Consider the following 24,479-nt stretch of genomic DNA (forward strand, 5'->3'; position numbering starts at 1 on the left):
CCGGGCGGCGTCGCGCCTCGTTGCGCCCACAACTGGATGCCAGCCATGCCAGATTCCCGTCCCTCGCCCCGCACGACGTTCAAGCCGCAGGTCGTCCTGCCCGCGCTCGCGGTCATCGGCGCGCTGCTCGTCGTGTGCGCGCTGCGCCCGAGCGAAGCCGGCGCGCTGTTCTCCGCCGGCCAGCAATGGGTCATCGCACGCTTCGACTGGTTCTACGTGCTCGCCGTGACCGGCTTCCTCGTGTTTCTCGTGCTGATCGCCGCCAGCGACTTCGGCAACATCCGGCTCGGCCCCGACGACGCCGAACCCGAATTCAGCTTCGTGTCGTGGACGGCGATGCTGTTCGCGGCCGGCATGGGCATCGGCCTCATGTACTTCGGCGTCGGCGAGCCGATGCAGCACTTCCTGAAACCGCCGACCGTCGACCCCGGCACGCCCGCCGCCGCGCGCGAGGCGATGCTGATGACGTTCTTCCACTGGGGCTTCCATGCGTGGGCGATCTACGGGCTGATGGGGCTCGTGCTCGCGTACTTCGGCTTCCGCTACAACCTGCCGCTGACGCTGCGCTCGGGGCTGTATCCGGTGCTGCGCGAGCGCATCAACGGCTGGATCGGCCATACGGTCGACGCGTTCGCGCTGGTCGGCACGGTCGCCGGCATCGCGACGACGCTCGGCTACGGCGTGATGCAGATCAGCGCCGGCCTGCACACGGTCGTGGGCTGGGACACCAGCGGCAACACGTTCCGCATCGGGCTCGTCGTGCTGGTCGTGATGCTCGCGGGTGCTTCGGCCGCGAGTGGCCTCGACAAGGGCGTGCGGCGGCTGTCCGAGCTGAACCTGCTGCTCGCGTTCCTGTTGCTCGCGTTCGTGGTCGTCGCGGGACCGACGTCGTTCCTGCTGCGCGCGCTCGGCGACAACATCGGCCAGTACCTGTCGAGCCTCGTCGACCTGTCGTTCCGCACCTATGCGTACGCGTCGCCGCGCGAGGAAGGCTGGTTCGGCGGCTGGACGATCCTCTACTGGGCGTGGTGGGTGTCGTGGTCGCCGTTCGTCGGCATGTTCATCGCGCGCATCTCGCGCGGCCGCACGATCCGCCAGTTCGTGATCGGCGTGCTGCTCGTGCCGACCGCGTTCAATCTCGTGTGGATGACCGTGTTCGGCAACAGCGCGATCTGGCTCGATACGCACGGCGCGGCCGGCGCGCTCGCGCAGACGGCCACCAACGTCGACGCGCTGCTGTTCCGCTTCTTCGACTTCCTGCCGCTATCGCAAGGGCTGTCGATCGTCGCGATCGTGCTGATCGCGGTGTTCTTCGTCACGTCCGCCGATTCGGGCGCGTTCGTGCTCGACCAGATCGCGACGCGCGGCAACGCACACTCGCCCGTCTGGCAACGGCTGTTCTGGGCCGCGCTGCTCGGCGTGACCGCCGCGGTGCTGCTCGTCGCCGGCGGGCTCGGCGCGTTGCAGGCGATGACGCTGATCGCCGCACTTCCCGTGGCGATCATCATGATCGCGCTCTGCTACGGGCTGTGGCGCGGGCTCGCGGCCGACCGCGTGCACTATTCTCAGGACATCGCGCCCGCGACGAGCTTCTGGACCGGCCAGCACTGGCGCCACCGCCTGACGCACATCCTGCGGCAGACGACCGAAGCCGAAGCGCGCCAGTTCGTCGCCGAGACGGTCGAGCCCGCGTTGCGCAAAGTCGCCGATGAGTTGCGCGCGAGCGGTGTCGATGCGAACGTGCAGCGCGACAGCGACGACGCCGTGCGGCTCACCGTGCCGACCGCCGACCACCGCGATTTCGTGTACGGCGTGCGCGTGACGGTGAAATCCGCCGCCGCGTTCCTGGTGCGCGAGGCGGCCGAGCCGGAAGCGGAACGGGCCCACGTGTACGGGATCGTCACGTTCTTCGAGGACGGGCGGCTCGGCTACGACGTCGAATATCTGCGCGGCGACGAAGTGATTGCCGATGTGCTGCGCCAGTACGAACGCTACGTGTCGCTCGCGGCCGACAAGCGCACGCATCTGCTGAGCCGCGCGCCGGGGCATGCGACGGAGGCCGAATGAACGCCGTCCTTGCCACGCCGTGGCGGTTCGCCATCCACGACGGAGCGGCACGATGACCGGACTCCTGCAAAGCCGCGCCTCCGACGTCATCGCGCTCGGCACGCTCGCCGTGCTCTACCTCGGCGGCGCCGGCATCGCGCTGTGGCGAATCCGGGCCGCGGCGCCGCGCGGCAAGGTCTACTGGATCGTCTGCGCGGCGCTGCTCGCCGGCGGCGCCATCGCGATGGGCATCAACCTGTCGCCGGTGCCGGACACCGGGAACATGCCGCCCGGATTTGCGCTTGGCGTCGAAGCCGTGCTGCTCGGTCTCGCCCTGGTCGCCGGCGGATGCGCGTGGTTGATGTTGCGCGCGCGGCGACACTGACGCGCGTGCGTCACGCGGCCCGGCTTCGTCCCGCGCGAACGGCCACGCGCGGGGCGAACCGGCCGGCCCCTTCCTTGACCTGCCTCGTTACCGCGACGCGTTACACGGACGGTGCCCGCGCCGTCACGAGCCAGCATGCCGCGTCGAAGCGCACATCGGCACCCTCCACGTAACGCGCGAACGCGGCACGCATCGTGTCGACCACGCGCCGCCTCGTTGCCTCGTCCACCTCCAGCAATGCCAGCCCGACCGGGCCCAGCCGCGAGATGTAGTCGTCCAGCGCGGAAGCAGGCAGCGCGCACGCCAGATCGACCGGCTCGATCACGATGTCCGCCCAGCCGCTGTCCGACAGCACCGACGCAACGCGCTGCCGGTCGCCGAACGCGAATTGCCCGGGCGCGCCGGGCCGCCGGGCGGGCAGGTTCGGCAGCAACGGCGCGGCGGCCCGCTCGGCGATCGTCATGAACGGATTGTCGGCCGCGCTGCGCCATGCGATGAACCGCATCTGCGCATTCGGCCGCGCCGCATGCCGCAGATTCTGAAAAGCACGAACCGGATCGTCGAAGAACATCACACCCAGGCGCGACACGATCAGGTCGACGCTCGCGGGCTCGAACGCGTGGGTCTGCACATCCGCGCACACGAAACGGGCGTGAACGCCGCTGCGTTCGGCGCGCGCCCGTGCGGCGTCGATCATCCGGGCCGAGATATCGATGCCCGTGCATTGCGCGTCTGCGCCGAGCCGCTGCGCGATCGCGAGCGTGACCGCGCCCGTGCCGCAGCCGACGTCGAGCACGCGGCGCGCGGACGACGTGGCCCCCGCATCCACGAGCAACTGCGCCAGCGGTTCGAACATCCGGTCGATCGGCGCCTGCGTGTCGACCCACGCGCGCCCCGACGGGCCGTTCCACAGCGCGGATTGTTCGTCGTTGGGCTGGCTGGTTTCCATCGTCGATTCCCCTTCTGGCTCATTGATCGTACATCGCACTTTGCTGCTTCAAGCCGGCTTGAAGTCAAGGCCCTCCGGCCGCGACCTGCCATCGCGATGTCGATGCCCGGCCTGTATGCAAGCGCCCCCCGTCATTTCACATTTCTTACATTCGCGCTGCGTATCGTTGACGACTTTCCTACGGTGCCTCCCATGCGACGACTCCTCACGCGCGCGCTGCTCGTGCGCTGCGCTCCCCTTGCTGCCCTCGCCGCGCTGTTCGCGTGCTCGAACCACATCGATTCGCCGGCCGATCCGGCCAGCGCGTCGGCCAACGTCCAGGCCGCATGGGTCGAGATCGGCGAGTCGAACCAGGCGATCGCGCGCGTCATCACGAACTACACGCCCGCGTCGGCCGGCGATCCGCTGTGCCCGCAACTGACCGTCGACGGCAAGCTGTCGCGCATGTCCGTGCGCGCGGGCGCAGCGACCCTCGCCCAACGGCCGACCGCCAGCGATCCGGCCGATTCGAAGCCGTCGAGCTTCCCGGTGTCCGTCTGCGAGATGACGCTGCCGGCCGGCGCGCAGGCGGCAAGCGTCGCGGGCCGCACGCTGCCGCTGCCGAAGGCGCAGCCGCAACGCATCGCGATCATCGCCGACACCGGCTGCCGCATGAAGAAAGCCGACAACGCGTGGCAGGCGTGCAACGACGCGACGGTGTGGCCGTTCGACACGATCGCGGCCAGCGTCGCGAAGCTGTCGCCCGACCTCGTGATGCACATCGGCGACTACCACTATCGCGAGAACGCGTGCCCGCCGGACATCGCCGGCTGCAAGGACAGCCCGTGGGGCTATGGCTGGGATACGTGGCAGGCCGACCTGTTCCGCCCGGCCGCGCCGCTGCTCGCGAAGGCGCCATGGGTCGTCGTGCGCGGCAACCACGAGGAGTGCGCGCGTGCAGGCCAGGGCTGGTTCCGCTTCCTCGATCCGCGCCCGTATTCGGCCGCGCGCTCGTGCGACGATCCGGCCAACGACAACAACGCGAACTATTCGGAACCCTATGCGGTGTCGCTCGGCGGCGGCTCGCAGGTGATCGTGTTCGACACCGCGAAGGTCGGCCGCACGCCGCTCAAGACGACCGACGCGCAATTCGGCATCTATCAGAAGCAGTTCCAGACGGTCGCCGCGCTCGCGTCGAAGGCCGGCATGACCACGACGATCTTCACGAACCATCATCCGATCCTCGCATTCGCGCCGATCGCCGGCAGCACGCCCGCGCCGGGCAACCTCGCGCTGCAGTCGGTGATGTCGAGCCTCAACGCGCAGGCGTACTACCCGCCCGGCGTGCACGTCGCGCTGCACGGGCACGTGCACGACTTCCAGGCAATCAACTTCTCGTCCGGGCATCCGGCGACGATCGTGTCCGGCAACGGCGGCGACAATCTCGACGTCGCGCTGCCCGACCCGTTCCCGGCCGGCCTGACGCCCGCACCGGGCGCCGTGATCGAACGGCTGTCGCACAACAACAGCTTCGGCTTCCTGATCATGGAACGCCGCGCCTCCCCGGCGACCGGCTGGGTGTTCCACGCGTATTCGGCGGCCGGCAAGCTGCTCGCGTCGTGCAACCAGTCCGGCACGACGCTCGCCTGCGACAAGACGGGGTTCATTGCGCCGTGAGTGAAGGGGTTCGATGTGACGGCCGCCGTGCGGGCGGCCTGCAAACGCTGCGCACGCTGGCCGCGGCGGCCGTATTCTCCGGCCTGGCGCTCGCGGCTCACGCCGCGCCGGCCGAAACGGTCCTGCTTCCCGGTGCGCCGCCTTCGCGAATCGTCGATACGATCGGCAACGGCACGCCGCAGGTGACGAGCAAGATCGATGCGGCGACCGCGCGCTTCGCGCCCGACCCGACGCTCGTCGCACTCGGCCGCCGGATCTTCTTCGATCCGCGACTGTCCGAGCCGCGCGGTATGTCGTGCGCGGGCTGCCACGATCCGGGCCGCGCGTTCGCGCCGACGCTGTCGGCCGCCTCGCTCGCGGGGCCCGGCGTGCCGGAAGGCAGCCGGCCCGGGCATTTCAGCCAGCGCAACGCGCCGTCGCTGCTCTATGTGCGTTACGTGCCGCGCCGCCACTTTTATCAGGATGACGACGCACCCGCGCCGTCGCCGTTCGGCGGCCTGTTCAGCGATGGCCGCGCGGATACGCTCGCCGAGCAGATCCGCGGGCCGCTGTTCGATCCGAACGAAATGAACAACCGGTCGCCGGCCGCGCTGCTGCGCAAGGTCGACACGACCGAACTCGCGCCCGATCTCGCCGCGCGCTTCGGTGCGCCGGTGCGGCGTGATCCCGAGCAACTGGTGCGTGCGCTGGGCCTGGCCGTCGAAGCCTATCTGCAGAGCGACGAGATGGCGCCGTTCACGTCGCGTTTCGATGTGTTCCTGCGCACGCGCAAGCCGCTGGCACCGGCCGAAATGCGCGGCCTCGCGCTGTTCCGGAATCCCGACAAGGGCAACTGCATGAGCTGCCATACGCTGTCGGAAACATCGAGCCGCCCGGAGCGTTCGCTCTTCACCGATTTCGGCTACGACGCGATCGCGGTGCCGCGTAACCGCGCGCTGCCGGCGAACCGCGATCCGCGCCATTTCGACAACGGGCTGTGCGACACCGCAAGGCGGCTGCGCTGGCCCGAGCCGACGCAATGGTGCGGCTACCTGCGCACGCCGGGGCTGCGCAACGTCGCGGTCAAGCAGACGTTCATGCACAACGGCGTGTTCACGACCCTGCGCGACGCGGTCGCGTTCTACAACACACGCTCGACCGACCCGGACTTCTGGTATCACGGGGCCAGAACGTTCGACGACGTGCCGGCCGCCTACCGCGGCAACATCAACGTCAACTCGACGCCGATGAACCGCCGGCCCGGCACGCCGCCTGCGCTGAGCGACGCGGAAATCGACGATATCGTCGCGTTCCTCGGCACGCTGACTGACGCGCGCTATACGAAGGTTGCTGCTTCTGTGGCGCCCGCGGCCCCTGCTGGCCGGATCACGCGAACCGCCGTGCCGGCCCGCTGACCCTGGCCGAACGGCCAGCCGCACGCATACCCACTTGCGGTCACCGCAAACACTGGTTATATTTACAGTACTGTATTTATGAACAGTGAGGTGCGCGATGGAACATCTGGTCCGTATCGTCAACGAAGCCGATCGCCAAGTGCTGGCGTGGCTCCGCGCTCAGGTCGGTGATGCCCGCGTCGAGCGCGCGGCTCGCCAGCTCGGGCATACGCGCAAGCCGTTCCCATCGGCGGTATGCCGGTATCTGGGCATGAGCGCACCGGCCACGCTGCGCCAAGCCGAACGGCCGCGCGCCGCGCGCGATTTCTCGGTCGGTGATCGTTACCTGTCGCTGATCCGCCAGCACCTCGCCACGCACTCGGCCAGCCGATGAAATGGCGGCGGCTCGCCGTATCGGTGGCCCGGAATGACGGAGGGCCTGCGCATTCGCTAGCCCGGCCGGCCGACACCGTGCTTACGTGGCCGCGGTGGCTTCCCGTACGAGGCGGCCGAGCGTTTCAAATGCCGCTTCGTGCGCCGCATCGGACACGCACGTGCAAGCGAGCCGGATATAGCCGTCGAAGCGGTCGGAATTCGAGAAGATCGAACCGGGCGCGATCCTGACTCCGTGCGCGAGCGCGGCGTCGAACAGCGGCTCCGAGCGCACGCCGTCCGGCAGCGCGATCCACGGCAGCATCCCGCCCGGCGGCTGGTTCATCCGCGTTCCGGCCGGGAAATGCCGCGCAATTGCATCGATCGTCGCGTCACGCTGCACGCGCGACCGCCGCACCCTGCCTGGCACGCGGCGGCCCCGACATCACCGCACGCTCCTGCGCCGCTCGACCCATTCGAATACCGCCATCCCGGCCAGCATCGCGACGACGAACACGATCCCCTTCGCCGACCCGAAGCCGATCGACACGATCGCGGGCCCCGGGCAGAACCCGGCGATCCCCCAGCCGATGCCGAACACCGCACTTCCGGCAACCAGCCGCATGGTGATCGCCCGCGCGGCCGGCAACTGCATCGGCAAGCCGAGCCACGTCCGCGTCCGGCGCTTCGCCCACGCGAACGCGAACACGGCCACGCCCATCGCACCGGCCATCACGAACGCGAGCGACGGATCCCAGCGCCCCGCCAGGTCGAGAAAACCGAGCACCTTCTGCGGATTGGCCATGCCCGACACGATGAGGCCGACGCCGAACAGCAGCCCCGCCAGAAACGCGAATCCTGCCTGCATGTCAGGCTCCCAGCACGTGCCGTCGCACGAAGACGGTCACGAAGCCCGCGACCATGAAGACCACCGTCGCGACCACCGAGCGCAGCGCACCGCGCGACATCCCGCACACGCCGTGGCCGCTCGTGCAACCGCCCGCGTACCGCGTGCCGACGCCGACCAGCAGCCCGGCCGCCACCAGTTCGACCCAGCCTGCATCGACCTGCGGCGTCATACGATTCCCTGCGACGTACATCACAAGCGGTGCGGCGATCAGCCCGGCGATGAACGCGGCGCGCCAGTCGCGCTCGCCCGCGCGTGCCGTGAACAGACCACCGACGATACCGCTGATGCCGGCAATCCGGCCGTTGAACGCGACGAGCCACGCGGCCGCGAGCCCGATCAGCACGCCGCCGGCCAGCGACAGCCACGGCGTGAAATGAAGCGCATCAAGCTGCATCGCGCCGCCCCTTCGCGGCCGGGCCGCAGAACTGTTCGTACAACACGCCCATCACCGCGATCGCGGCCGGGCTGTCGAGCGAATAGTGGATGTTCTTGCCGTCGCGGCGTGTGCGAACCAGCGCGTTGTCCCGCAACACGCCGAGCTGCTGCGACAGCGTCGGCTGGCGGATATCCAGCGCTGTCTCGAGATCGCTGACGCAGCGCTCGCCTTGCGACAGTTCGCAGAGCAGCAGCAGCCGGTCGGGATTCGACAGCACCTTGAGCAGCGCGCAGGCCGATTCGGCAGCCGCGCGCATCGAGTCGGGTTCCGGCAACCCGGCGGAAAGATCGTCGTTCATTGGCGCAGGGAGACAATTAAAGAATCAATATTATATTAATTTATATAATGTCGCTCCCCGCTGTTTGCCGGCAGGCGGCCTTGCACCGCCTCCTTCGCTCAAGTGGTCTGCTCGCCCGCCATCGCCTTCGCGGCCGGCATGCGCGCCGCATCGGCACGCACCACACCGAGCGCCAGCACCGCCATCCCCGCGATCACGCACGGCGCCGCGACGACGGCAAACGCAGTCGACAACGGCACGCCCATCGCGAGCATCGCGCCGCCCGTCATCGATCCGACGACCGAGCCGCCACGGCCGATCCCGTTCGCCCAGCTCACGCCGGTGGTGCGACACTCGGTCGGATAAAACGCAGCCGACAGCGCGTTCGCGCCGACCTGAGAACCCGACACGCAGAAGCCGGCCGCGAACACCGCGAGCGCGGCGCCCCAGGGCGATGCGGCAAACACGCCGATCGCGGCGACGAACACACCGGCCGCCGCATAGCTGCAGGCCAGTACGCGATGCGGATCGAAACGGTCCATCAGCCCGCCGAGGACGATCGCGCCGAGCGTGCCGCCGACCTGGAACATCGCGGTCACGCGCGCGGCCGTCTGCAGCGTCGCGCCGGTCGTGCGCAGCAGCGTCGGCAGCCAGCTCGACAGCAGGTAGATCACGAGCAGGCTCATGAAGAACGTGAGCCACAGCAGCAGCGTGCCGCGCAGCAGGTCGGCGCCGAACAGGCGGCCGAGCGGCGACCCGGCCGGCTTGCTGGCGGGCGCGATGAACGACGCGTTCAGAAGATGCGGATCCGGCGCGATACGACCGAGCATCGCCGCGATCCGTTCGCGCGCCGCGCCTGTATTGACGAGATAGCGCACCGATTCCGGCAGCCGCCACGCAAGCACGGGCAGCAGCAACAACGGCGCGGCGCCGCCGACGACGAGCACCGCCCGCCAGCCGTGGTGTTCGATCAACGACGCAGCCGCAAGCCCACCGAGTGCGGAACCGATCGTGAAGCCGCAGAACATCGTCGTCACCAGCAGCGAGCGGCGTCGCGCCGGGCAGTATTCGGACGTCAGCGTGATCGCATTGGGCATCGCGCCGCCGAGCCCGAGCCCGGTCACGAAGCGCCACGCGATCAGCTCGGTCAGGCCGCCCGCGCTCGCCGACGCGGCGCTCGCAATGCCGAAGCATGCCACGCAGGCGAGCAGCAGCCGCTTGCGGCCGAACCGGTCGCCGAACGGCCCGAACACGAGCGCGCCGGCCATCAGCCCCGCGAGCCCCGCACCGAACACCGGTGCGAGCTGCGCGGGCGACAGCCCCCATTCCGCACGGATGACGGGGGCGATGAACCCGATCGATGCGGTATCGAAACCGTCGATCGCGACGATCAGAAAGCACAGGACGACGATCGCGGCCTGAAACGGCGCCACGCGATGCCGGTCGATCCATTCGCTGACGTCGATGGACAGCGTATCGGTCATGATGGTGTCTCCTCCAGGAAGGCGGTCGCGCGTCGTGTCGTTGAATTGCGCACCGCCGGAATCGGGGCAATCGCGCCGCGTTACGCGACCGTCTTCAGGCAATCCTCCGCGCGCCAGCCGTGCAGCCAGTCGAGCGCGTCGTAGAACTGCGCCTGCGTGCGGCCGACCCAGAGCCCGTTGCGCACCTGCCGCTCGACGCCCTTCGCGTGATAGATCCGCCCCATCTCGCGCGCCGAATACAGCACGCGCGCGGTGCGCGGAATCCGCACACGTTCATACAGCGCGAACGCGGCCTCGAAATCGCCATCGGTGCGGGCCACGGCCGCACCGAGCGTCACCGCGTCCTCGAGCGCCTGGCACGCGCCCTGCGCGATGTATTGCGTCATCGGATGCGCGGCGTCGCCGAGCACCGTCGCGCGGCCCTCGCTCCAGCGTTCGACCGGATCGCGATCGGCGGTCGCCCAGCGCTTCCACGACGTCGGCTGGTCGAGCATCTGCTTCGGCAGCGGATGGACGCCGTCGAAGTACGACAGCACTTCTTCCTTGCTGCCCTCGCGCACGCCCCAGGTTTCCTGCTCGCGGCTGTGGAACGTGACGACGAGGTTGTACTGCCGTCCACCGCGTAGCGGGTAGTGGACGAGATGGCAATGCGGGCCGGCCCATACCACCGGCGCATTGATCTGCAGGTCCTGCGGCATGTTGTCGACGTCGACCACCGCGCGATACACGACGTGGCCCGTCACGCGATGCGCGTCGCCGATCAGCGCTTGACGGATCGCAGATTTCACGCCGTCACAGCCGATCACTGCATCGGCGCGATAACGCTCGCCGTGCTGGTCGGTCACGGTCACGCCGTTGCCGTCCTGCTCGAAGCCGCACACCTGCGTGCTCGTCCGGAATTCGATCAGCGGATGATCCTTGACCGCCTCGTAGATCGACAGGTGAATGTCCGCGCGATGAATCACCGCATACGGATTGCCGAAGCGCTCGCGGTACGCGGCGCCCGTATCGACGCGCGCCACCTCGCGCGCATCGACCGCGTCCATCAGTTGCAGCCAGTCGGTGAACACCGCCCGGCCGCGCGCGGCCTCGCCGACACCCAGCGCGTCAAGCGCGTTGAATGCGTTCGCCGCGAGCTGGATCCCCGCGCCGATCTCGCCGATCCGGTCGGCCTGTTCGAGCAGCTTCACGCGGATGCCCTGGCGCGCAAGCGCGAGCGCCGTCGCGAGCCCGCCGATGCCGCCGCCGATCACCAGCACGCGCCGGCCGTTGTGTTTTGTCTCGCCCATGTCTGTCTCCTGCTTCGTGTTACGCGACGTAATCCGGTTGCCGCTGCGGCTGTGCCGCGTCGAACGCCGGCTCGTGCCGCGCGTGTTCATAAACCGCGAGGCTGCGCGGATACGCGCTCAGGTCGCAATCCATCCGCAACGCGTTCGCGACCTGCGGCACGAGGCATACGTCCGCGAGCGTCGGCGTGTTGCCGAAGCACCACGGGCCCTCGTCCGCGCGCACGAGCAGCCGCTCGACGGCGGCCATCCCTTCCGCGATCCAGTGGCGGTACCACGCGGTCTTCTGCTGCGGCGTGACCTTCAACTCGGTGTCGAGATAGCGCAGCACGCGCAGGTTGTTGACCGGATGGATGTCGCATGCGATCAGCGTCGCGAGTTCCAGCACGCGCGCACGATGGTGCAGTTCGAGCGGAATCAGTCGAGGCGTCGGCTGGATCTGGTCGAGGTAATCGAGGATCGCGAGCGACTGCCCGAGACGAAAATCCCCATCGACCAGCGCCGGCACCGCGGCCGACGGATTCACGTTCGCGACGTACGCCGCCTCGCGATGCTCGCCGGTGCGGATGTTCACCGGCAGCGTGTCGTACGGCAGCCCTTTCAGCGCGAGCGCGATACGCACCCGGTAGGACGTCGAACTGTTGAAGAAGCTATGCAGTTGCACGATGTCGCCTTTTGATCAAGATGCGTCAGACCACGCGCACGGTCAGTTCGCCGAGCCGTTCGACGCCGACCTTCATCACGTCGCCCGCGACCACCGCGCCGACGCCTTCGGGCGTGCCCGTGAAGATCACGTCGCCCGGTTCGAGGCGGAAGAACTTCGACAGGTCGGCCACCGTTTCCGCGACCGACCAGATCAGGTGCGACACGTCGCTCTTCTGCTTCGTCGCATCGTTGACGGTCAGCCACAGGCCACCCTGTTCGAAGTGACCGACCTCGCTCGCCGGATGCACGGGCCCGATCGGCGCCGAGCGGTCGAATGCCTTGCCGATTTCCCATGGCCGGCCCATCTCGCGCATCTTCATCTGCAGGTCGCGGCGCGTCATGTCGAGGCCGACCGCGTAGCCCCACACGTGTTCGAGCGCGCGCTCGAGCGGGATGTCCGAACCGCCCTTGCCGATCACCGCGACGAGCTCGGCTTCGTAGTGATAGTTCTGCGTCTGCGACGGATAGGCGAGATCGAGCGTGTCGCCGTACGCGACCGGCACGATCGAATCGGCCGGCTTGCAGAAGAAGAACGGCGGCTCGCGATCGGGATCGAAGCCCATTTCACGTGCATGGGCCGCGTAGTTGCGACCGACGCAATACACGCGGCGCACCGCGAACTGCGCGTCACTGCCGACGACGGGGAGCGCCACGGGCGCTTCGGGCGGGAAAACGAAAGTCATGAATGGCTCCAGCATCAATACGAATGAAGGGGGCGCGCCGCCGCAGCGACGCACGGGAAACGGGAAACGGAAAACGGATCGTCGAAACCGGCCGGCGTCAGTCGCGCGCTTCGCGCAGCAGGTTCAGCGCGGAGAGCACGGGCCGGTCGGAATAGCTGAACAGCACGCTGTCGGACGACGCAGACAGCCGCACCGGCACCCACGACGGCGCGACGAAGATGTCGTGCGCCTCGAATTCGAAGGCGTTGCCGCCGATGTGCGCGGTGCCGCGGCCTTCGACGACGCAGTAGATCGTCGCGTCGGTGCTGCGGTACGTGCGGCCGTCGAAACCGGCCGGCAGGAACTGCATGAAGGTGGCGATCGTCGGCATCGGCCAGCCGCCCGTCGCGGGGTTCACATAGCGCAGCTTCACGCCGTCCCACGCATCGAGCTCGCCGTTCCGGTACAGCGCGTCGAGCGCCTCGCGGGTGCGGGCATACGGGTAGCTGAATACCGGCGACGTCGGATCGCTCGCGCGATGCCGCACCGGTACCATGTTGTGACCGAAGCGCGCGAAGCTGTCGCCTTCCGGGCGATTCACCGGCTGCACGGCTTCCGGGTAGTTCTCCGCGAAGCCTGCGTCGAGGTTCGCGAGCAGCGGGATGTCGAGCCCGTCGAGCCACACGACCGGCTCGCCGCCCGCTTCTTCCGGCGGGTTGCCGTGGTCGTGCCATGCCCACGACGGCGTGATGATGAAGTCGCCCGGATGCATCGTCGTGCGCTCGCCGTTCACGGCCGTCCACGCGCCACGCCCTTCGACGATGAAGCGCAGCGCCGACTGCGTGTGCCGGTGGCTCGGCGCGATCTCGCCCGGCAGGATCAACTGCAGGCCCGCGTACAGGGTCGGTGTCATGCTCGACTTGCCGGGCAGCCCCGGGTTCTCCAGCACCAGCACCCGACGCACGGCTTCTTCCGCGCTGATCACGCTGCCGGCCTGCATCACGAGGTCGCGCACCTGCGCGTATTTCCAGATCACGGCCTGCGCGGCCGGCTGCGGGGATGTCGGCACGAGGTTGTGCAGCGATTCCCACAGCGGCGCCAGGCGTTGCTCGGCGATCCGTGCGTAGTAGGCGGCGCGTGACGCGTCCGGGTGGGTCGTCATGATGTCTCCTTGGAGTCGGCCGATCGGCGTCGGCGCTATGTCGGGGCGGGACCGTGCTGCAGTCCGTTAGTGGATTTATATTCGACCCAGACATACCCGGTAAAATGGTCAAATCATCTGATCCATATGTTTCTGGATATACCTACTCGCGACGAGGCATGCGATGGACTGGACCCACCGGCTGCGACTGCGGCATCTGCAGGTACTGTTGAGCCTTGCCGGCACCGGCAATCTGAGCCAGTCGGCGGTCGCGCTCGCCACCACGCAGCCCGCGCTGTCGAAATGGCTGAAGGAACTGGAAGAGGATGTCGGGCTGCCGCTGTTCGAGCGGCATGCGCGCGGCCTGCGGCCGACGCCGTACGGCGAAGCATTGATCGAGCATGCGCGCCGCGTCGAAGCGCAGCTCGACATCGCACGCGACGACATGGCCGCGCTGCGGGAAGGCGGCAGCGGCCTCGTGACGATCGGTACGTCCGGCGTGGCGGCGGCCGATACCGTGCCGCTCGCGGTATCGCAGTTGCTGAAACGGATGCCGCGCGCGCAGGTCCGGATGACCGAAAGCACGATGAACCAGCTGATGCCTCAGCTCGCACGCAGCGAACTGGATATCGTCGTGGGCCGCTCGGGGTCGACATCCGTCGATCCGCTGCTGCATGCCGAAGCGCTGTATGTCGATCCGGTCGTGTTCGTCGCGCGGCCCGGCCACGCGCTCGCCGGTGCGACGTCGGTCGACTGGGACGACGTGCTCGCCTACTCGTGGATCGTATGGCCGTCGGGCACGCCCGTGCACAACGCGCTGGAGGCCGCGCTGTCGGCCGCCGGCCGCGCACGGCCGCCACACTGCGTCGAATCGAATTCGTCGATCCTCAACCTCACGCTGCTGAACAACACCGACCTGCTCGGCGTGGCATCGCACCGCGCTGCGCAGCGCTTCGCGCAACTGAACGCGATCCGGATCCTGCCGATGCAGCTCGAGGGCCAGGGTGCGGTGTCGATGTACTGGCATCCCGACAGCGCGAATCGCGCGGCCGTGGCCGCGACGATCGAGTGCCTGCGCGCCTGCGCGGCGCTGCAGGTCGGCGGATGGGAGAAAGTGAAGGCGGAATGAATGGCGCGGCCCGGTGTCAACCGGGCCGTGTTGCCGTGTTGCCGTGTTGCCGTGTTGCCGTGTTGCCGTGTTGCCGTGTTGCCGTGTTGCCGTGTTGCCGTGTTGCCGTGTTGCCGTGTTGCCGTGTTGCCGTGTTGCGGCGACGCGTCACGCGCCGTCGCAGGATGCCGTACCGTCCAGCATCAGCGTGCCGACCCGCGCGGGCACGAGCGGCGTGCGCGGCGCTGGCGGTGTCCAGCCGAACAGCGCCTGCGCGGCGGCGCCGCACACGCGGCCCTGACACGCGCCCATCCCACAGCGTGATTGCAGCTTCGCGGCCGTCCAGCCCGGTGCTTGCGCGACGGCGTCGAAACGCACGTCCTCGCAACGGCACAGCAACGTGTCGGCCCGCGCGAGCCGGCGGATCGGTTCGCGGATCGCGAAACGCTCGCGTACGGCATCGGCAAACACCTGCCAGTGCGCCCGCTGCGTAACCAGCGCGGCCAACTGCGCCGTCTGCCCGGTCGCCGCCAAACCGGCGATTTCGCCTTCGACCATCGCCAGTTCGCTACCGCCGACGCCCGTGCACTCGCCCGCCGCAAAAACACCATCGCGGCTCGTACGCTGGTGCACATCGACCGCCACCGCGCCATCGTCGATCCGGCAGCCGAGATGACTCGGCAGCGCGGTATTCGGCACGAGGCCGAAGCCGCACGCGAGCCGGTCGCAGTCGACGTCGAACTCACGATCGCCCTGACGAATCCGCACGCGTTCGAGCCGCTTGTCGCCGAACGCCTCGACGACATGCGCATCAGGCCGATAGGCGGCGGTGACGAGCTTCGCGGCCTGCGCAAGCTTCGACGGCCAGCGCCACAGCCCCGCCCCGAACCCGGCCACGTCGCCCCATGCGGCCTGTTCGAGCACGTGCGACACGCGCGCGCCGGCCTGCCGGGCCGTCGCCGCGCTCGCCAGCAGCAGCGGCCCGCTGCCCGCGATCACCGTGCGCTGCCCGCGCACGTCGAGGCCGTACTTGATCAACGCCTGCAAGCCGCCTGCGCCGGTAACGCCCGGCAGCGTCCAGCCCGGAAACGGCAACAGCAACTCGCGTGCGCCGCAACAGAGAATCAGCGTGCGGAAGTCGAGCAACAGCCCGCGCTCGTCGTCTTCGAGCAGCAGCGTGCCCGGCTGCGTCTCAGCGACGATGCGCGTCGCCGCGAGATGCGTGACGTTCGGCTGCCGCAACACGGCGAGCCGCTCGGCGGCGGCCGGCGTCGGCGTAGTCGCCGCGCCTTGCCGCCAGATCTGCCCGCCCGCGCGCGGATTGTCGTCGACGATCGCAACCGTCGCACCGCTGCGCGCGGCGGCCCGCGCGGCCGACAGCCCGGCCGGCCCCGCACCGACGATCGCGACGTCGACGCTCAGTCGTTCCTGTTTCATCGCGTGCGCTCCACCTGCATCCCGTCGCGGCACAGCGTCTGGCAAGCCAGCCGGCGACGGCCATCGATCGTCATCCTGCACTCCTGGCAGATGCCCATCCCGCAAAACGGCGCACGCGCCGCACCCGTGCACGACACGCGCGTCGTGTCGTCGCCGCTCGCCGCGACGGCGGCCGCGACGGTCGCGCCGTCGGCCACCGTCAGCGTGCGGCCGTCCAGATGAATGATCATGTCAGCCTCCGCCGGGCCGCCCCAAGGAGGTTGACCGCCCCCGCGGGGGGCGCCGTGCATGGGACCGGAGTAAGCGCTGAAGCGCCAACACCGGTCGACAGCGAACGAAGTGAGCGTGGGGATCGTTTCATGTCAGCGCTCCGGCTACGAGGGACGCGCTCAGAAAGCGTCCCGGCAAATACGGTTCGATATCGATGGGCGGCCGTTCGCCGGCCATCAGCGCTGCGACGAGCCGCGCGCTGCCCGGCGCGGTCGTCACGCCGAGCCCTTCATGCCCGACCGCGAGCCACACGCCCGGCCGCGCCGGATGCTCGCCGAGCAGCGGCAGCCCGTCGGGGCTCGCGGAACGGAAGCCCGTCCATGCGCGGATCCCGTTCAGGTCGGCCAGGTCCGGCAGATAACCCACCGCGCGGCGCAGCATGCGCGCGAGCACGGGCGGGTCGACTTGCGCGTCCTCGGTGTCGAACTGGCGCGACGAACCGATCAGCAACTGGCCGGTCGGCCGCGGCTGCACGTTGAACGCGACCGACGTGCCGTCGCTCGCATGCGCGCTCGCCGCATAGCCCAGCTCGACGAGCTGGTGCGACACCTGGCCCGGATAGCGGTCGGTGATCAGCAGATGGCCCTTTTTCGGGCGCAGCGGCAACTCGGGCAGCAGCGTGCGCGCGGCCACGCCGTTCGCGACGACCACCCGCTCCGCGCGCAGCGTGTCGCCGCTCGCGAGCGTCACGCTCGGGCCGTCGACCGCGACGGCCCGGTCGCGCCGCAACGTGATGCGCGGCGCGCGCTGCAGCAGCCAGTTTGCGGCGACGGGCGCATAGAGAATCGCGTCGCCGGGAATCTTCAGCGCACCGCCGAGGCCCGCGCGCAGCATCGGCTCCAGTCGCGCGAGCGTCGCCGCGTCGATCAGTTCGCCCGCCACGCCATGCGCGGCCAGCGTCGCCTGCTTCGCGCGCGCCAGATCCATTTCGTGCGCATCGGCGGCGAGCCACAACGTGCCGCAGTTGCGGTACGCGCACCCTTCCGGCATCTCGCCGCTCAGCGCGCGCCACAGTTCGATCGAGTAATGGCTGAGCGCGAGTTCGGCCGCGTTGTCGTCCATCGCGACGAGGTGCCCCATGCCCGCGCCGGTTGCCCCGCCGCTCGCGTCGTCGACGACGAGCACGCGCAGCCCGCGCTGCGCGAGTTCGTGCGCGCACGCCGCGCCGACGATGCCGGCGCCGATCACGACGACATCCGTCTTCGTGTCGCTCACGGCGCAATACCCCAGCCGAATGGATCGTCTTCCTCGATCAGCAGCGTCGCTTCCGCGCTCAAGTGCGCGCTGCCGCGAATCGTCGGCACGATGCCGCCGTCGGCCTGCTCGTAGCTCGCCTGGAACACGCTGCCGATCACGCTCGCCTGCCGCCATACGGCGCCCGGCGCGAGCTTGCCGTCGGCCGCGAGGCACGCAAGCTTCGCGCTCGTGCCGGTGCCGCACGGTGAGCGGTCGTACGCGAGGCCCGGGCACAGCACGAAGCTGCGGCTGTCGTGTTCGGGATCGTCGGCGAACAGTTCGATATGGTCGATCTCGCCGCCGTTCGCGCCGGTGATGCCCGCGCGTTCGAGCCCTTCGCGCACGGCCGACGCATACGCGGTGAGCGCCGCGACGTTGTCGCCGGCAACGCGCTGCCCATGGTCGCTGATCAGGAAGAACCAGTTGCCGCCCCACGCGACGTCGCCCTTCACGGGGCCGTAACCCGGCACGTCGAGCGCGACGCCCTTCGCATGGCGATACGCAGGCACGTTGCGCACGCTGACCGACAGATCGTCGTGCAGCGTCGCCTCGACGGTGCCGACGGGCGTCTCGATCCGGTGCACGCCGGGCGCGATGCGCCCCATATGGTGCAGCGTGCGCACGACGCCGATCGTGCCGTGCCCGCACATCCCGAGATAGCCGCTATTGTTGAAGAAGATCACACCGGCCGCCGCATCGGGCGACACGGGTTCGCACAGCAATGCGCCGACCAGCACGTCGCTGCCGCGCGGTTCGAGAATGCATGCGGTGCGATAGCGGTCGTGCTCGCGCGCGAGCACGTCGCGGCGCTCGGCCATCGTGCCGCTGCCGAGCGCGGGGAAACCGGACACGACGAGCCGAGTGGGTTCGCCGCCCGTGTGCGAATCGATGATCTGGATGCGCTTCATCATGAGCCGTCCGAAGTGGGGAAAGGAGCACAGCTTCCTCCGTCGCGCGTCCGCCCGCTTGTGGCTTTTCGATGAGGACGACGACGAAATCGGCATAGTGCGAAGCGCCCTTCCCGCGCCGTCCGGCCGCTGTGCCGATTTCGTCATTTTGCTCCGCGATACGACTCAAGCGTGATGGGCATTTGCGCGGCGATACTGGTTGCCACACCGACACCTGTCGGCCGACCGATACAAACACGTAGGAGATTGAAGTGAGCCGAAACGCCATTCAGTGGACCGGGGTTTTCCCGGCCGTCAGCACCCAGTTCAAGCCGGACTTTTCCCTCGACATCGATGCCACGCACCGCGTGGTGAAGAACCTGGTGAACGACGGCGTATCGGGCCTCGTGGTCTGCGGCACGGTCGGCGAGAACACGTCGCTGTCGACGAGCGAGAAGCTCCAGGTGATCGAAGCCGCACGCGACGCGGCCGGCGGCAAGATTCCGGTGATCGCCGGCATCGCCGAATTCACGACCGAATTCGCGCGCAACACGGTGCGTGAGGCGCAGCGCGTCGGTGTCGACGGCGTGATGGTGATGCCCGCCCTCGTCTACTCGGCGAAGCCGCACGAAACCGCCGCGCACTTCCGCGCGGTCGCAACCAGCACCGACCTGCCGGTGATGGTCTACAACAACCCGCCGATCTACAAGAACGACGTGACGCCCGACGTGCTGATCGCGCTGCAGGATTGCGAGAACATCGTCTGCTTCAAGGATTCGTCGGGCGATACGCGCCGTTTCATCGACCTGCGCAACGCGGTCGGCGATCGCTTCGTGCTGTTCGCGGGCCTCGACGACGTCGTGGTCGAGAGCATCGCCGTCGGCGCCGAAGGCTGGGTGTCGGGCATGTCGAACGCGTTCCCGAAGGAAGGCGAGACGCTGTTCCGCCTCGCGAAGCAGAAGCGTTTCGACGAAGCGCTCGCGCTGTATCGCTGGTTCATGCCGCTGCTGCACCTCGACGCACGCCCCGACCTCGTGCAGTGCATCAAGCTGTGCGAAGAGCTGGTCGGCCGCGGCAGCGCGATCACGCGCCCGCCGCGCCTCGCGCTGCAGGGCGACACGCTCGCGGAAGTGAAGGCCATCGTCGCGAAGGCGCTCGAAACGCGCCCGGCGCTGCCCGACGTCGGTCTCTGATCGACTCCCTCTGCGGCGGCGTGCGGGCTTTCCCCCTGCGCGCCGCCGTCTTCGGTCCGGCATGGCCCGCGGGCCCGTTCATACCGGCGCCCGAGCGCGCCGCGCGTGAACGCCCCGCAGCCCGCCCCGGTCGTTCGAACCGGGCGACGCCGGCCGGCAGGCTGGCGCCGCTGCTCCGTCGGAGCGCGGCGCACCTCGAGCCTGTGCCGATATTCCTCCAGGAGACACGCCCATGCCAGGCCAAGGCAACGCTCACCCGTCTGTCCCGCTTTCCCGTTCCGCGCACCCCGACGCGGGTCACGGCAAGTTCAAGAAACAGCTGTCGCTGACCGATCTCACGTTCATCGGTCTCGGCGCCATTTTCGGTTCGGGGTGGCTGTTCGCCGCGAGTCACGTGTCGACGATCGCGGGCCCGGCCGGCATCTTCTCGTGGCTGCTCGGCGGCTTCGCGGTGCTGCTGCTCGGCATCGTCTACTGCGAACTCGGCGCCGCGCTGCCGCGCGCGGGCGGCGTCGTGCGCTACCCGGTGTTCTCGCACGGCCCGCTGCTCGGCTACCTGATGGGCTTCATCACGCTGATCGCCTTTTCGAGCCTGATCGCGATCGAAGTCGTCGCCGCGCGCCAGTATGCGGCCGCGTGGTTTCCGGGCCTGACCGTCGCAGGATCGAGCGACCCGACCACGCTCGGCTGGCTCGTGCAGGCCGCGCTGCTGGGCTTCTTCTTTTACCTGAACTATTCGAGCGTGAAGACGTTCGCGAAGGCGAACAACATCATCAGCCTCTTCAAGTTCATCGTGCCGCTGGCGGTGATCGCGGTGCTGTTCACGTTCTTCAAGCCCGCGAACCTGACGATCCAGGGCTTCGCGCCGTTCGGCATGCCGGGCATCGAGATGGCCGTGTCCGCGGGCGGCATCATCTTCGCGTACCTCGGGCTCACGCCGATCGTGTCGGTCGCGAGCGAGGTGCGCAATCCGCAGCGCACGATCCCGATCGCGCTGATCCTGTCGATCCTGCTGTCGACGCTGATCTACGTGCTGCTGCAGCTCGCGTTCATCGGCAGCCTCCCCACCGACATGCTCGCCGCCGGCTGGCACGACGTGAGCAAGGCGTTCTCGCTGCCGTACCGCGACATCGCGCTGGCGCTGGGCGTCGGCTGGCTCGCGGTGATGGTCGTCGCCGACGCGATGATCTCGCCGAGCGGCTGCGGCAACATCTACATGAACGCGACGCCGCGCGTGGTCTACGGCTGGGCGAAGACGGGCACGTTCTTCAAGGTGTTCACGCGCGTCGACGAAGCGTCGGGCATTCCGCGCGCGGGCCTGTGGCTCACGTTCGGCCTCGCGATCTTCTGGACGCTGCCGTTCCCGTCGTGGGAAGCGCTGATCAACATCGTGTCGGCCGCGCTGGTGCTGAGCTATGCGGTCGCACCGGTGTCGGTCGCCGCCCTCCGCCGCACCGCGCCCGACCTGCCCCGGCCGTTCCGCGCCAGCGCGTTCGGCATCACCGGCCCCGCGTCGTTCGTGATCGCCGCGCTGATCGTCTACTGGTCGGGCTGGAGCACGGTGTCCTGGCTGCTCGGCCTGCAGATCGTGATGTTCGTGATCTATCTCGCGTGCCGCCGCTGGGTGCCGACCGCGCACCTGAGCCTCGCCGAGCAGGTGCGCTCGTCCGCGTGGCTGATCGCGTTCTATGCCGCGATGATCGTCCTGTCGTATCTCGGCGGCTTCGGCGGCACGGGCCAGCTTGCCCATCCGTACGACACGGTCGTCGTCGCGGCCGTCGCGCTCGTCATCTATTACTGGGGGGCGAACACCGGCGTGCGCTCGGAGAAGCTGCAACTCGACGACGACGAGGACTGACGCATTCGCTCCTTTTCCCATGATCCCTTCGGCCGGGCGCTCCACGCCCGGCTCCTGTTTTTTCCCGAGGAAAACCATGCAACTCACAGGTCAGCTCCTGATCGGCCCGTCCGCCGTCGCCGGACAGAACGGCACCCTCCACGCGATCGCCGCCGCCACCGGCGAACGGCTCGAACCCGCCTTCGGCGGCGCGAGCCTGCACGACCTGGAGACGGCCTGCGCGCTCGCCGACGACGCCTTCGACACCTATCGCGAAACGTCGCTCGAAGCCCGCGCCGCGTTTCTCGACGCGATCGGCCGCCACATCATGGCGCTCGGCGACGACCTGATCGAGCGCTGCGTCATCGAAACGGGCCTGCCGCGCGCGCGCATCGAAGGCGAGCGCGGCCGCACGGTCGGCCAGCTCGCGCTGTTCGCGTCGCTCGTGCGCGACGGCGGCTTTCTCGACGCGCGGATCGATCCGGCGCGCCCCGAGCGCAAGCCGCTGCCGCGCGTCGACCTGCGCCTGCGCAACGTCGCGGTCGGGCCCGTCGCCGTGTTCGGTGCGTCGAACTTCCCGCTCGCGTTCTCGGTCGCCGGCGGCGATACCGCGTCGGCGCTCGCGGCCGGCTGCCCGGTGATCGTCAAGGCGCATTCGGCGCATCCGGGCACCTCGGAACTCGTCGGCCGCGCGATCCAGCAAGCCGCGCGTGAATGCGGGATGCCGGCCGGTGTGTTCTCGCTGCTGTTCGACGCGTCGCGAGAAATCGGCCAGGCGCTCGTCGCCGATCCGCGCATCAAGGCCGTCGGCTTCACCGGCTCGCGCCGCGGCGGCGTCGCGCTGATGCACATCGCGGCCGCGCGCCCCGAGCCGATTCCCGTCTATGCGGAAATGAGCTCGATCAATCCCGTGCTGCTGTTTCCCGCCGCGCTCGACGCGCGCCACGATGCGATCGCGCCGCAGTTCGTCGCGTCGCTCACGCTCGGCGCAGGACAGTTCTGCACGAACCCGGGCCTCGTGCTCGCCGTCGACGGGCCCGCACTGCGCGCGTTCGAGGAAACGGCCGCCGCCGCGGTGCGTGCCGCGCCCGCGCAAACGATGCTGACGCCGCCCATCCACGCCAGCTACGAACAGGGCGTCGCGGCGCTGCGCGATCACGCGGCCGTCGAGCTGCTCGCACAAGGCATCGAAGGCAACCGCCTGCAGGCCAGCGCGGCGCTGCTCGCGACCTCGGCCGACGCTTTCATCGCGCATCCCGAATTGCGCGACGAGGTGTTCGGCCCCGCTTCGCTGATCGTGCGTTGCCCGGACGCCGACACGCTGCATCGCGTGCTGAAGTCGCTCGAAGGCCAGTTGACGATCGCCGCGCATCTCGCCGATGGCGACGCGCCGCTGTTCGCCGCGCTGCGCCCGCTGCTCGAGCGCAAGGCCGGCCGCATTCTCGTCAACGGCTTCGGCACGGGTGTCGAGGTCGGCCATGCGATGGTGCACGGCGGCCCGTTCCCGGCCACGTCCGACACGCGCACGACGTCCGTCGGCGCGCGCGCGATCGAGCGCTTCCTGCGCCCGGTGTCGTATCAGGACCTGCCTGATGCGCTGCTGCCGGACGCGATCCGCAACGGCAATCCGCTGAACGTGCCGCAACGTATCGACGGCGTGCCCGCGCCGCGGGAGGCGTGAGATGACCGCATCCACCGACGAAATCGTCCTGTCGCTCGATGAAGTCCACGCGCTCGCGCTGCGCGTGCTGACGCACAACGGCATGTCCGACGCGCATGCGCGTGCCATCGCCAACGTGATCACGCAGGGCCAGCGCGACGAATGCCATTCGCATGGCGTGTACCGGCTGCTCGTCTGCGTGCGGTCGCTGAAGAAGGGCAAGGTCGATCCGCAAGCCGTGCCGACGCTGCGCCGGCTGTCGTCGTCGATCGTCTCGGTCGACGCACATCGCGGCTTTTCGCTGCTGAGCTTCGAGACCGGCCTGCCGGTGCTCGTCGAGATGGCGAAGCAGCACGGCATCGCCGCGATGACGATCAACCACTGCTACCACTTCTCCGCGCTGTGGCCCGAGGTCGAGGCCGTCGCGGCCGAGGGGCTGGTCGGCATCGCGATGAACCCGAGCCATAGCTGGGTTGCACCGGAAGGCGGCAAGGAGCCGGTGTTCGGCACGAACCCGATCGCGTTCGCATGGCCGCGCCCGGGCGGCGTGCCGTTCGTGTTCGATTTCGCCACGAGCGCGATCGCGCGCGGCGACATCGAGCTGCATGCGAAGCAAGGCAAGGCGATCCCGCCGGAATGGGCGATCGACGCCGACGGCCGGCCGACCACCGATCCGAAAGCCGCGCTGCAGGGCGCGATGCGCACGTTCGGCGGCCACAAGGGTTCGGCGCTCGCGGCGATGGTCGAACTGCTCGGCGGCGCGCTGATCGGCGACATGACGAGCCGCGAGTCGATGGACTTCGACGAAGGCGTCGGCGCGACGCCGTGCCACGGCGAACTCGTGATCGCGTTCGACCCGAAGGTGTTCCTCGGCGACGATCTCGACACGGGGCTCGCGCGCGGCGAACAGATGTTCGAATCGATCGTCGCGCAGGGTGCGCGGCTGCCGTCGCAACGCCGCTTCGACGCCCGCGCGCGCAGCATCGCGAACGGCGTGCGGATTCCGAAGGCGCTGTACGACGAGATCCTGACGCTGCTCGACTGACGCGCGATCGAGCGGCGCGGCTTCGTCGTCGGCAAGACGGGCGATGAAGCCGCTGCCGGGCTCCGCTGGCGATGACCGGCTTCCGGCTTCGCGTGTTCCCGCCATTCCGTCTTCGCGCCGCGCT

At 69.0% G+C, this 24,479-nt stretch carries 23 protein-coding genes and 1 pseudogene; 10 read left to right on the plus strand and 14 right to left on the minus strand.

All coding sequences use genetic code 11. From position 1 onward, the window contains the following. Positions 1-45 precede the first annotated feature (45 nt). Together LGM56_RS06740 and LGM56_RS06745 are read left to right on the plus strand one after the other, a co-directional pair. On the plus strand, positions 46-2,067 hold the full coding sequence (locus tag LGM56_RS06740; protein WP_226203687.1) for a BCCT family transporter: 2,022 nt from the start codon (positions 46-48) through the stop codon (positions 2,065-2,067). Positions 2,068-2,119: 52 nt separating this feature from the next. Further along, on the plus strand, positions 2,120-2,431 hold the full coding sequence (locus LGM56_RS06745; protein WP_089497177.1) for a hypothetical protein: 312 nt from the start codon (positions 2,120-2,122) through the stop codon (positions 2,429-2,431). 100 nt (positions 2,432-2,531) lie between these two features. Here the strand turns inward: LGM56_RS06745 and LGM56_RS06750 are convergent, their stop codons facing one another. Continuing rightward, the gene (locus LGM56_RS06750; RefSeq protein WP_226203689.1) at positions 2,532-3,380 is read right to left on the minus strand and encodes a class I SAM-dependent methyltransferase; all 849 of its coding nucleotides are present in this window, start codon (positions 3,378-3,380) and stop codon (positions 2,532-2,534) included. 192 nt (positions 3,381-3,572) lie between these two features. Here LGM56_RS06750 and LGM56_RS06755 point away from each other — a divergent pair, with 192 nt between their 5' ends. The 3 genes from LGM56_RS06755 to LGM56_RS06765 all read left to right on the plus strand — a co-directional run bounded on the left by LGM56_RS06755 (position 3,573) and on the right by LGM56_RS06765 (position 6,803). Next, on the plus strand, positions 3,573-5,036 hold the full coding sequence (locus LGM56_RS06755; protein ID WP_226203691.1) for a metallophosphoesterase family protein: 1,464 nt from the start codon (positions 3,573-3,575) through the stop codon (positions 5,034-5,036). Positions 5,037-5,092: 56 nt separating this feature from the next. Beyond that, entirely contained in the window at positions 5,093-6,430 is a 1,338-nt protein-coding gene (locus LGM56_RS06760) for a cytochrome-c peroxidase (RefSeq protein WP_226204211.1), read from the plus strand. A gap of 97 nt (positions 6,431-6,527) precedes the next feature. Continuing rightward, complete coding sequence (locus LGM56_RS06765; RefSeq protein WP_011355479.1) at positions 6,528-6,803, plus strand: hypothetical protein; 276 nt, start codon at positions 6,528-6,530, stop codon at positions 6,801-6,803. A gap of 81 nt (positions 6,804-6,884) precedes the next feature. On the opposite strand, the pseudogene LGM56_RS06770 reads toward LGM56_RS06765, so the two are convergent. The 9 genes and pseudogenes from LGM56_RS06770 to gtdA form a co-directional block, all read right to left on the minus strand. Beyond that, positions 6,885-7,187 (minus strand): annotated as a pseudogene (locus LGM56_RS06770) (PLP-dependent aminotransferase family protein); the annotation flags it as partial. A gap of 39 nt (positions 7,188-7,226) precedes the next feature. Next, complete coding sequence (locus tag LGM56_RS06775) at positions 7,227-7,649, minus strand: DUF6691 family protein (protein ID WP_089497180.1); 423 nt, start codon at positions 7,647-7,649, stop codon at positions 7,227-7,229. Between the two features lies 1 nt (position 7,650). Beyond that, positions 7,651-8,085, minus strand: coding sequence for a YeeE/YedE family protein (locus LGM56_RS06780; protein WP_226203694.1), 435 nt, complete (start codon positions 8,083-8,085; stop codon positions 7,651-7,653). Beyond that, complete coding sequence (locus LGM56_RS06785) at positions 8,075-8,425, minus strand: ArsR/SmtB family transcription factor (RefSeq protein WP_226203696.1); 351 nt, start codon at positions 8,423-8,425, stop codon at positions 8,075-8,077. The genes LGM56_RS06780 and LGM56_RS06785 overlap by 11 nt, the downstream gene beginning before the upstream one ends. Before the next feature lie 98 nt (positions 8,426-8,523). Then, a complete protein-coding gene (locus LGM56_RS06790; RefSeq protein ID WP_226203698.1) occupies positions 8,524-9,888 on the minus strand; it encodes an MFS transporter in 1,365 nt (454 codons plus the stop codon). Positions 9,889-9,968: 80 nt separating this feature from the next. After that, positions 9,969-11,177 (minus strand): 3-hydroxybenzoate 6-monooxygenase, encoded by a 1,209-nt coding sequence (locus LGM56_RS06795; RefSeq protein WP_226203700.1) that lies wholly within the window; start codon positions 11,175-11,177, stop codon positions 9,969-9,971. A gap of 19 nt (positions 11,178-11,196) precedes the next feature. Beyond that, positions 11,197-11,838 carry a maleylacetoacetate isomerase gene (gene maiA, locus LGM56_RS06800; protein ID WP_226203702.1) on the minus strand — a complete coding sequence of 214 codons (642 nt, stop codon included), beginning with the start codon at positions 11,836-11,838 and terminating at the stop codon, positions 11,197-11,199. Positions 11,839-11,863: 25 nt separating this feature from the next. Further along, a complete protein-coding gene (locus LGM56_RS06805; protein ID WP_226203704.1) occupies positions 11,864-12,562 on the minus strand; it encodes a fumarylacetoacetate hydrolase family protein in 699 nt (232 codons plus the stop codon). A 97-nt stretch (positions 12,563-12,659) separates the two neighbouring features. After that, the gene (gene gtdA / locus LGM56_RS06810; protein ID WP_226203706.1) at positions 12,660-13,703 is read right to left on the minus strand and encodes a gentisate 1,2-dioxygenase; all 1,044 of its coding nucleotides are present in this window, start codon (positions 13,701-13,703) and stop codon (positions 12,660-12,662) included. A 163-nt stretch (positions 13,704-13,866) separates the two neighbouring features. On the opposite strand from gtdA, the gene LGM56_RS06815 reads away from it, so the two are divergent. Next, positions 13,867-14,811 (plus strand): LysR substrate-binding domain-containing protein, encoded by a 945-nt coding sequence (locus LGM56_RS06815; protein WP_226203708.1) that lies wholly within the window; start codon positions 13,867-13,869, stop codon positions 14,809-14,811. Between the two features lie 147 nt (positions 14,812-14,958). Here the strand turns inward: LGM56_RS06815 and LGM56_RS06820 are convergent, their stop codons facing one another. From LGM56_RS06820 to LGM56_RS06835, 4 genes are all read right to left on the minus strand, one after another. After that, positions 14,959-16,227 (minus strand): FAD/NAD(P)-binding oxidoreductase, encoded by a 1,269-nt coding sequence (locus LGM56_RS06820; protein WP_226203711.1) that lies wholly within the window; start codon positions 16,225-16,227, stop codon positions 14,959-14,961. Then, positions 16,224-16,457 (minus strand): 2Fe-2S iron-sulfur cluster-binding protein, encoded by a 234-nt coding sequence (locus LGM56_RS06825; RefSeq protein ID WP_226203713.1) that lies wholly within the window; start codon positions 16,455-16,457, stop codon positions 16,224-16,226. Before LGM56_RS06825 ends, LGM56_RS06820 begins: the two co-directional genes overlap by 4 nt. A 127-nt stretch (positions 16,458-16,584) precedes the next feature. After that, the gene (locus LGM56_RS06830; RefSeq protein ID WP_226203715.1) at positions 16,585-17,712 is read right to left on the minus strand and encodes an NAD(P)/FAD-dependent oxidoreductase; all 1,128 of its coding nucleotides are present in this window, start codon (positions 17,710-17,712) and stop codon (positions 16,585-16,587) included. Then, positions 17,709-18,641 (minus strand): 4-hydroxyproline epimerase, encoded by a 933-nt coding sequence (locus tag LGM56_RS06835; protein ID WP_226204213.1) that lies wholly within the window; start codon positions 18,639-18,641, stop codon positions 17,709-17,711. The genes LGM56_RS06830 and LGM56_RS06835 overlap by 4 nt, the downstream gene beginning before the upstream one ends. Before the next feature lie 251 nt (positions 18,642-18,892). Here LGM56_RS06835 and LGM56_RS06840 point away from each other — a divergent pair, with 251 nt between their 5' ends. The 4 genes from LGM56_RS06840 to LGM56_RS06855 all read left to right on the plus strand — a co-directional run bounded on the left by LGM56_RS06840 (position 18,893) and on the right by LGM56_RS06855 (position 24,355). Then, positions 18,893-19,813: a dihydrodipicolinate synthase family protein gene (locus LGM56_RS06840; RefSeq protein WP_006484863.1), complete on the plus strand. Its 921-nt coding sequence runs from the start codon at positions 18,893-18,895 to the stop codon at positions 19,811-19,813. A gap of 232 nt (positions 19,814-20,045) precedes the next feature. Beyond that, on the plus strand, positions 20,046-21,671 hold the full coding sequence (locus tag LGM56_RS06845; protein ID WP_226203717.1) for an APC family permease: 1,626 nt from the start codon (positions 20,046-20,048) through the stop codon (positions 21,669-21,671). A 76-nt stretch (positions 21,672-21,747) separates the two neighbouring features. Then, the gene (locus LGM56_RS06850) at positions 21,748-23,331 is read left to right on the plus strand and encodes an aldehyde dehydrogenase (NADP(+)) (protein ID WP_226203719.1); all 1,584 of its coding nucleotides are present in this window, start codon (positions 21,748-21,750) and stop codon (positions 23,329-23,331) included. Position 23,332: 1 nt separating this feature from the next. Continuing rightward, a complete protein-coding gene (locus LGM56_RS06855) occupies positions 23,333-24,355 on the plus strand; it encodes an Ldh family oxidoreductase (RefSeq protein ID WP_226203721.1) in 1,023 nt (340 codons plus the stop codon). Positions 24,356-24,479: the final 124 nt, after the last annotated feature.

This window comes from Burkholderia sp. AU38729, from assembly GCF_020419725.1.
GTDB lineage: Bacteria > Pseudomonadota > Gammaproteobacteria > Burkholderiales > Burkholderiaceae > Burkholderia.